5 protein-coding genes are annotated in these 7,782 nt (G+C 55.9%); 1 reads left to right on the top strand and 4 read right to left on the bottom strand.

Translation table 11 applies throughout. The features are described from left to right. Window positions 1–265: hypothetical protein (locus A7A77_RS18205; protein WP_172799940.1), on the top strand; the 265-nt coding region annotated here is incomplete at its 5' end. A 23-nt stretch (window positions 266–288) separates the two neighbouring features. On the opposite strand, the gene A7A77_RS16900 is transcribed toward A7A77_RS18205, so the two are convergent. Genes A7A77_RS16900 through A7A77_RS16885 form a run of 4 tightly spaced genes read right to left on the bottom strand, consistent with a single transcriptional unit; the run spans window position 289 to window position 7,586 of the window. Further along, window positions 289–1,470: a GIY-YIG nuclease family protein gene (locus tag A7A77_RS16900; protein ID WP_066561124.1), complete on the bottom strand. Its 1,182-nt coding sequence runs from the start codon at window positions 1,468–1,470 to the stop codon at window positions 289–291. Beyond that, the gene (locus tag A7A77_RS16895) at window positions 1,463–3,535 is read right to left on the bottom strand and encodes a pseudomurein-binding repeat-containing protein (RefSeq protein ID WP_066561109.1); all 2,073 of its coding nucleotides are present in this window, start codon (window positions 3,533–3,535) and stop codon (window positions 1,463–1,465) included. The genes A7A77_RS16900 and A7A77_RS16895 overlap by 8 nt, the downstream gene beginning before the upstream one ends. Continuing rightward, a complete protein-coding gene (locus A7A77_RS16890; RefSeq protein WP_066561107.1) occupies window positions 3,535–4,836 on the bottom strand; it encodes a PDDEXK-like family protein in 1,302 nt (433 codons plus the stop codon). The genes A7A77_RS16895 and A7A77_RS16890 overlap by 1 nt, the downstream gene beginning before the upstream one ends. Continuing rightward, a complete protein-coding gene (locus A7A77_RS16885) occupies window positions 4,833–7,586 on the bottom strand; it encodes a class I SAM-dependent DNA methyltransferase (RefSeq protein ID WP_066561106.1) in 2,754 nt (917 codons plus the stop codon). Before A7A77_RS16885 ends, A7A77_RS16890 begins: the two co-directional genes overlap by 4 nt. Window positions 7,587–7,782 lie beyond the last annotated feature (196 nt).

The following is a 7,782-nucleotide window of genomic DNA, read 5'->3' as shown; positions in this document are numbered from 1 at the left end:
ACCGTGGTCTAATTTTGCACCGCCGTTCTCATTGTTGCCATTGCATTTTCGCGGAATCCACGGCGTTCCTGAGGACATTTACAATCGCGCGCGGATTGGCGATCTGGGCGGTGAGGAGTATTTCTACTGGAAGGGCAAGACCTGCCAACAGCTTGGGATTGAGGTGCTCGTTGATGATGATCTGACGAGCGTTTGGCCGGGATGTTCGCAATATAAGATCGCCTATATCCATCCCGACGCCATCATTTTTGATGAACTTGGCTAAGGGTCATGCCCGACCCGCTACCCTCAAGCGGGAACAAGCTTAGCTTGCGCGGGATCGTAGCGGTAACCGGTGATGGAACCGTCCCGAATCCGCTCCACGGCATCATCGATGGCATTCAACGGAACCAAAAACCATTCGCGCGGCTTGATCATGGTGCCGAACCGGTCGGGTATTTCGAGATCAAGTTGGGCCGCGCCGAACACCCGGTGAATCAGCTTTTCAAGCTTGGTGCGGTTGATGTTGAATAGCTGATATTGAGCGATGATTTCGACATCAGCCATGAGGAAAGTGGGTTGCAATCGCGCCCCGGCGATCCGCTTTTCAACCTTCATGTTCGTCACGCCGATTTTGTGAACGAGGTTGCGATGCTCGGTGACAACCGGGTGATCCGACTTGCTTCGCAACACATAGATGATCCCGCTGGCCTCATCGCCATCTTCGGCATGTCCTGAAAACAGGGGGCCAGCCTCTGGCTCCGTGATCCGACGACCAGCTTCATCCTTGTTCAACGAGCGCTGTAGTGACCGCATGAGCATGTTACTCTGCGTGCCATTATCAAAGATCACCCTGAGACGCGCATCTGAGCGTCCTTGCGGATTGGTGAAGACCTCCCCCATTTCGGCCACGAAGGCTGTCTGCCCCCCGACAATGAAGAATGCACCGGGACGAATCTCTGCCTTGAGTTCGAACGGCCTCGTCCCCCGAGCACCTGCCTCAAGCTCGCGCTGGACCTGTTCGAAGAGCGGCTTGAATTTCGCGAAATCTTCGCACTTTTCGCGATTAGCAACTTCCTCAGCAGCACGGCGCTCTTCGGCGGTCGGCACATGGCGTAGAACGCGAATGTCATCGTCGCCAACTGGCTCGATCCCAAGCTCTGCAAGTAGCAAATCGTCGTCAATTGCACCAGCGGGAGTGAACGAGCCGTCTGAGGTGTCAGCAAGCAATCCATGCTTATCCAGATCGACCAGCAGTTCGTGGCAATCATCGAGTCCACGCAGTCGGTCGAGCCGCACCGCATAAAGCCGTTCAAAGATGTCTCGATCTTCGCCATGTTGAGGGGCGTGACCGTGCTCTTCGACAAACCGCGTGATATCCTCGAATCCGGCGATTATGCGCTCTTCACGAGGGGTATATGTGCGCGCCTTCTTCTGCTCGACCTCAACGCCGAGTTGGGCAAGCAGTTCGTCGTCGGAAAGATCAACCATTTGCGGCCTGTGCACGGTAACGGGCGAAGGCTGCAACCCCTTCCGCCATGCGCTTCTCCCACGCATCCTGCGAGGTGATTTCGGGTAGCCGTCCGCGCTCCTTCTTGAAGCGCAATGCGCGCTCGGCAAGGTCGCGCGCCTCCTCAGGAGAAATCTTGACCTTCTTTGCCGAGATGACCGACTGGACCTGCTTCAACACCTTCTCGTCCATCGATTTGGCCAAGATGGAATAGGCTTCGGCAAATGGGTTGATGCTATCGACGAGATCGATGTCGAGATCGCGAACATCCATCGAGAACTGGCGAATGCCGTCGATGAGCGCGGTGTTGGCCCGTTCTTCTCCGGGGGTGTCGCTCTCTGCTCCCATGGCAATCGCCTTGGCCTTCTGCGTGAGATTGAGCGCCGCGATGGCGTGCTGGCGAACTGCTTCCTGATCTTCCTCGGTCAATTCGGGATAGCGGTCTCGCACGATCTTGCCCATGCGAAGCTGGGTCAGTTCCTGCGGCAGCGTCTCTTCATTGAACAAGCCCTGCTCAAGGCTGGTCTTGTCCTGCACGAACTGGGTGATGACCTCATTGAGGTCTTCCTGACAGATTCGCTGTGCCTCGGTGCTCTTGGGTTCGACGAGGCCCTTGATCTCGAAGTGAAGTTGGCCAGTCCCCTCGTTCACACCGACATTGTTCTCGCCCTCTTTGTAACCGTCGGGGCCGTAGTCGAAATCTTCAAGCGGACCGCGATCCTTGGGAGTGAATGTGAATCGGGGGGCCAGCACCTGCTCCATCAGCAGACTTGCGGCGATGGCTTTGAGAGTATCGTTGATCGCCCCCACTACGGCGGCTTCGGATGCATCTGGCTCAGCAATCAGGTTCGTAAACGACGCAGTTTCCTTGCCGGGTGCGTCACGAGTAGCACGACCGATGATCTGGATGATTTCGGTGAGACTGGAACGATAACCCACGGTCAGCGCGTGTTCGCACCATATCCAGTCGAAGCCTTCTTTCGCCATGCCGAGGGCGATGATGATATCGACATGATCCCGGTCATTTTTGTGAGCGGGGTCTTTGAGCGCCGCCAGCACCTTCCCACGCTTGGCGGCATCGCTGTCATCGACGAGATCAGCGATCTTGATGACCCGCCCATCAGGAAGCAGCACCCGATGAAAACCTGTCTGGGGATCGGCACCCTGCCACTCCCCGAGGTATTCCATGATCTCCTCGACCTCCTTCACCTTGTCCTTGGTGCTCTCACGGGCATTGACCGAAGGGATGTGAACGATGGTCTTCTTGGTCGGATCGAGCACGGCCTCAATCGCGGAGAGGTATTGGCCAGTGTAAAAGAAATAGCCGATGTTGAGCGATTTGAGGTGCTCGTAGCCGTTCAACTGCTCGTAGTAGGTGTAGGTGACGGTCTCGAACTTGGCCTCATCCTCGGGCGTGAGGACGGGCACCGCGTCGCCGCGAAAGTAGCTCCCAGTCATTGCGACGATGTGCGTTTTGTCGCGGCCAATGAAATCGACCAATTGACTGCCCAGACGATTGTCCGCGCTGGCTGAGACATGATGAAACTCGTCCACCGCGATGAGGCGATTGTCGAACGCCCCCACGCCAAGCCGTTCGACTGCAAAACGGAAAGTAGCATGGGTGCAGACCAGCACCTCGTCACCACTTTCGAGGAATTGCCCAACAGCCTTGATCTTCGAAGGATCGGCCCGCTCCTCGTCTGGTCCCGGCGCGTTGCAAAGATTCCACTGGGGTTTCACCACCCAGTCAGCCCAGAATCCGAAGTTGCCCAGAGGTTCATCGGCAAATGAGCCGCCGATTGATTTTTCAGGGACGACGATGATGGCCTGTTTGAGCCCCTGATTGCGCAGCTTATCCAACGCAACGAACATCAAGGCGCGCGATTTGCCCGAGGCCGGGGGCGACTTGATCAGCAGATATTGCTCACCGCGTTTGTTGTATGCGCGTTCCTGCATCGGGCGCATGCCGAGGGAGTTGGACTTCGCTGACGCTCCGGTGCGGGCGGTCTGAAACGAGACGGCGGGGATGGGCTTGGCAGTTGTCATTACTCGACCCCGTAAGACTGGAACTGCGGCAAAATTTCGCCAATGGCGTCGAACTCAGGTTGGAATCGCTTGAGCAGTGTCGTCATAGCCTTCGCAATTTCGCTAGGTTCTTGGACATCGCCAATCGTCACTGAATTCTGTTTTAAGAACCGCGAATATCTACGACCGTCCTCCGCAGCACCTTGTTGGAAGCGAATGCGTTGGCTCCCGCATTTCTCAGCAGCGCCTTGAATCGCTTCAATCAATTCTCTTCGAAAATTCGAGTTCGCGATTGGGCCGACTTCGTTGATGAGGCTTATCCGCCCTCCTACGCCGTCGCCGCCGACTGAAAACTCAAAACGCGGCGCAAGCGGATATTCGAGCCACCATTTTTCACAACCTTCCCAGCGAAGTCTTTCGCTGCCGAGAGCTACGAACCAAGAGTGCGGTAGAAAGCTAGCCCAATCACTTCCTACCCAACCGAAGTGATAGGATTGTGCATCGATCAGCACGGGCACTGAGAAGTCATCATTGTCGCCAATCAACGACCTGACAGCGAACTCGAAATGAGTCTCTTGGCCATATTCCATGATAAAATCGAGCGCTTTGCGGTGAGTTCGGTAAAGCTGCCGAGCAAGCTTCTCCATCTCATTATGCTCTTCGCTCATTCCCAAAGCCTCTTTCAATATTTCAATATAATGCCGGATGAAGATAGAGACTTCATTAGTCAAAGATGTCGCATTTTGATTGAGCAACCGAGTTAGCAGATCACATACCGTCTCGTATCCAATGGGAGCATAGCTTTTGTCGTGCGGCTCCTCATCGTAGAGGGTGAGGAAGATTCCGCGAATTTTCAGATCGTGAGATTTGGCATCAAACAACAGGTTCAACTTCTCGATATAGCGGGAAAGCTGACCTTCGCTTTGTTGGCTGTCATACTTGTTTTCGATGACAAACGCCCAGCAGTTCGTCGCACTGCGGAGCACAATATCCATGTTTTCCCATTCACGCTTCACATCAGTGTCGCGGAGGTCCGCACGGGAGATATCTAGTGCGTTAGGATAGCCAAGCTCCACACATCCCCGCAGAGCTTCGCCCAAGAACGCGCGGAGGAACCTGTCTCCAAGTCCGTGACTTTCGCGCGGGTCCAGTAGCCAAGCGAGGATGGCGGAGTGGCGTATCTCCATCCGCTCCATCCGCATCACTCGGATGGGATTGAAGCTCCCTAGGAAAGTTTCGATGCGCTCAAGCTGATCATTGTTGACGATTAGCCGCTCCAGTTCTTCAAACGCTGGGACGGGTGGACGGGCGCGCTCGCTCATGCTGCCGCCTTCTTGCCTGTCATCTTGGTGTAGAGTTCGAACAGCTTTTCGAGGCGTTCGGTGTCGTTGCGGAAGCGGCGACCGATGTAGATGCGTTCTAGCACCTCGTCATTCTCCTCATGCGCGCGGCGGAGGTCTTCGGGCATGGCCTCGGGATCGTAGAGGTCGGCGATGGTCGCCGGGAAATGCGCTTCGCGCGCGAGGAGGATGTTCTCGGCACAGCGGGTGAGGTCGGCCTTGTTCTGCTCGGTCAGCTTGGGGACGGGAAAGGTGTTCCATGCCAATGTGTTTGTGAAGCGGTAATCAGTCCGCATACGCGAGCAAACGGTGGCCACCCAGATCAGATTCATTCGCGAAGCGATTAGGGCCAGAACCCATGTCTCTGACGAAGGCATTCCAAAGGAAGAATTTGAGATTGCTGTTCCGGCAGGCAGTAAGCCGACTGGCAAATATTCCCGGTTCACCGAGCTTGTTACCGGAACGCATATGATCGGTTGGTCTGGGAGCGGCTTGCGTTCGTCAAAGCGGTGAGCCCAATCTGCTGCACGCACTGTCGATGCCTTCGAGCTTTCGAGGCGAAAGTCGCGGACTTTTCCAATTTGGTTTGCAATGCCGGGAATCGCGAGCGCCTCATCAACCTCGTCGTCGTCGATCCAGAGACAGTAGCGCTGCAACCCTCTTATAAGTTCAATCGACCCGACAAAAGGCCGCACAAATCGGTCACAAGCCTCCCGATCCAAGTCGAGCGCCGCGAGTTCATCACGCGAGAAGAGCAAGTTCCCACCATCGGTTGGTGAATTGCCGCGATCAAGCTCGGGCAGTTTGGACATGTTCCGCCGTAAGCCCTCAACCACGGCATTCTTTCCAGACACGAGATAAGCATTGATGTTGTCCACCTCGCGGGCAACTGATGAACTGCCGACGCCTTCATATAAAAGCTTTTGCTTGGATCGATCAGGCGATAGGCCGACGATCACGACCGTCACGCCAGCATTATGGCTCGCCAAATTTGCCCAATTGAAGGAGGTGTGCGCGAAATGAATGTGGAGGGACAAACGCTCTACGAGCGGCCACAGAACTGACACTTGTTGGCCTTGGCAAACGCTGTTGGTTGCGACGAGTGCAACCTCGACCAAGGTATGGTTGGAATATTCCGCTGCCTTCAAAAACCAGCCTGCAACATAGTCGAGAACTCGCCAGCTTGAGGTATACTGAGCAAACAGTTGCTCCAAATCAGCCTTGTGCTCGCCTTCCTGCCTCTTGCTCCCAAGGTATGGTGGATTACCGCAAATATAGGTCTCACCACCCGCGTTTTCGAAGTCGATTTCGGACTGGTCGAGCGGCGTCTCGAAGAGATCATCACCGCGCAGCTTCACGCCGGTTCCAGTTGGCGGGCAGATGCTCAGCCAGTCAAGCCGCAAAGCATTGCCGCAGGTTATCCAGTTCTCGGAATCAAGCGGCAGGAATTCGGCCAACGCCTCCTTCTGTCCGCGATAGAGGACATCGCACTGATATTCGGCGATGATGAGCGCGAGGCGGGCGATCTCGGCAGGAAAGTCGCGTAGTTCGATACCGCGAAAATTGGTCAGCGGGATTTCGGTTTTGCGTTCGGACTCTCCGCGCCGCTTGTTGATCTCCGCCTCAATCGCCCGCATTTCCTTATATGCGATGACAAGGAAGTTGCCGCTGCCGCAGGCCGGATCGAACACCCTGATCTTCGCCATGCGATTGCGCAGGTTGAGCAGCTTACGCGAATTATCGCCCGCCTCGTCCAAATGGCTGCGCAGGTCATCGAGGAACAACGGGTTCAGCACTTTGAGGATGTTCGGCACGCTGGTGTAGTGCATGCCGAGCGCGCCGCGCTCCTCATCATCGGCAACGGCCTGAATCATGCTGCCGAAGATGTCCGGGTTGATCTTCGTCCAGTCGAGATTGCCGATGTGGATGAGATATGACCGGGCGATCTTGCTGAAACGCGGAACATCAGTGCTGCCGCTAAACAGGTTGCCATTCACATAAGGGAAGCCATCGGCCCAGCGAGGCGTGCCTGCGTCTTGCCGCTTGGCCGTGGGCGTGTTCATTGCGCGGAACAGTTGCTCAATGACCTCAGCCGTGTTGTCCGCGCCGCCCGCGCTCATCTTCTCAACCGTCGCCGTAAAGCGATAGCTGGGGTGGAAGATGTCGGTATCCTCAGCGAAGAAGCAGAAGATAAGCCGCGCCATGAAGTGGTTCATGTCGGTGCGGCGCTCGGCGGTGGCCCATTCAGGGTTATCTTGCAGCAGCGTCACATAGAGCCGATTCAGCCGACTGGTCGCCCGGATGTCGAACGAGCTTTCGCGAATCTGCTCGACCGTGGTGATGCCCGCGAGCGGCAGGAAGAAGCCGAAGTGATCGGGGAAGTCGGCGTAGTCGCAAGCAACGGTTTCGCCGCTGGTCAGGTCCTCGGCCTGAAACTCCTCACCATCGGTGGCGAGGATGAACTTGGCCTTGTTGGTGGCGGTTTTCGGACTGTCGCGCAGGGCGGTGAGTGTTTGCCCGACCGAACCCAGATCGCATGTGGCGATGTGGATGTTGCTGCGTTGGAGCACGCCGCCCGAAAGGTCGGACTGGTTGGTGTTACCCTTTCGGAGACGCTTAATGGTTGTCTGAGGATTCCCGAACGCCAGAAGGAACTGAAAGGGGAACTCGGCCCGTTCAAACGGCTCCGAGGCGATTTGGGTTACGGCTTCTTCGATCTCGACGGGGTTCATGCGCTATCGATACGGCGCAACAGGGTGACAGCCAAGAGACTCAAACCATTTGAATTTGCAAAGCCAACAGGTAAGGCAGTCAATCAGGGGGTTTGATGAGCAAGTATCAGAAGACGGCTATTGGCAGTTTAGTGGCGGGCATTGCCATTTTAGCCATCTATTTTCTTGAGAACGGCGGTGCAAAATTAGACCACGG

Source organism: Croceicoccus bisphenolivorans (assembly GCF_001634625.1).
Lineage (GTDB): Bacteria > Pseudomonadota > Alphaproteobacteria > Sphingomonadales > Sphingomonadaceae > Croceicoccus > Croceicoccus bisphenolivorans.
Note: the sequence above shows the minus strand (reverse complement) of the source record. Positions and strands in the feature narration are given on the sequence as shown.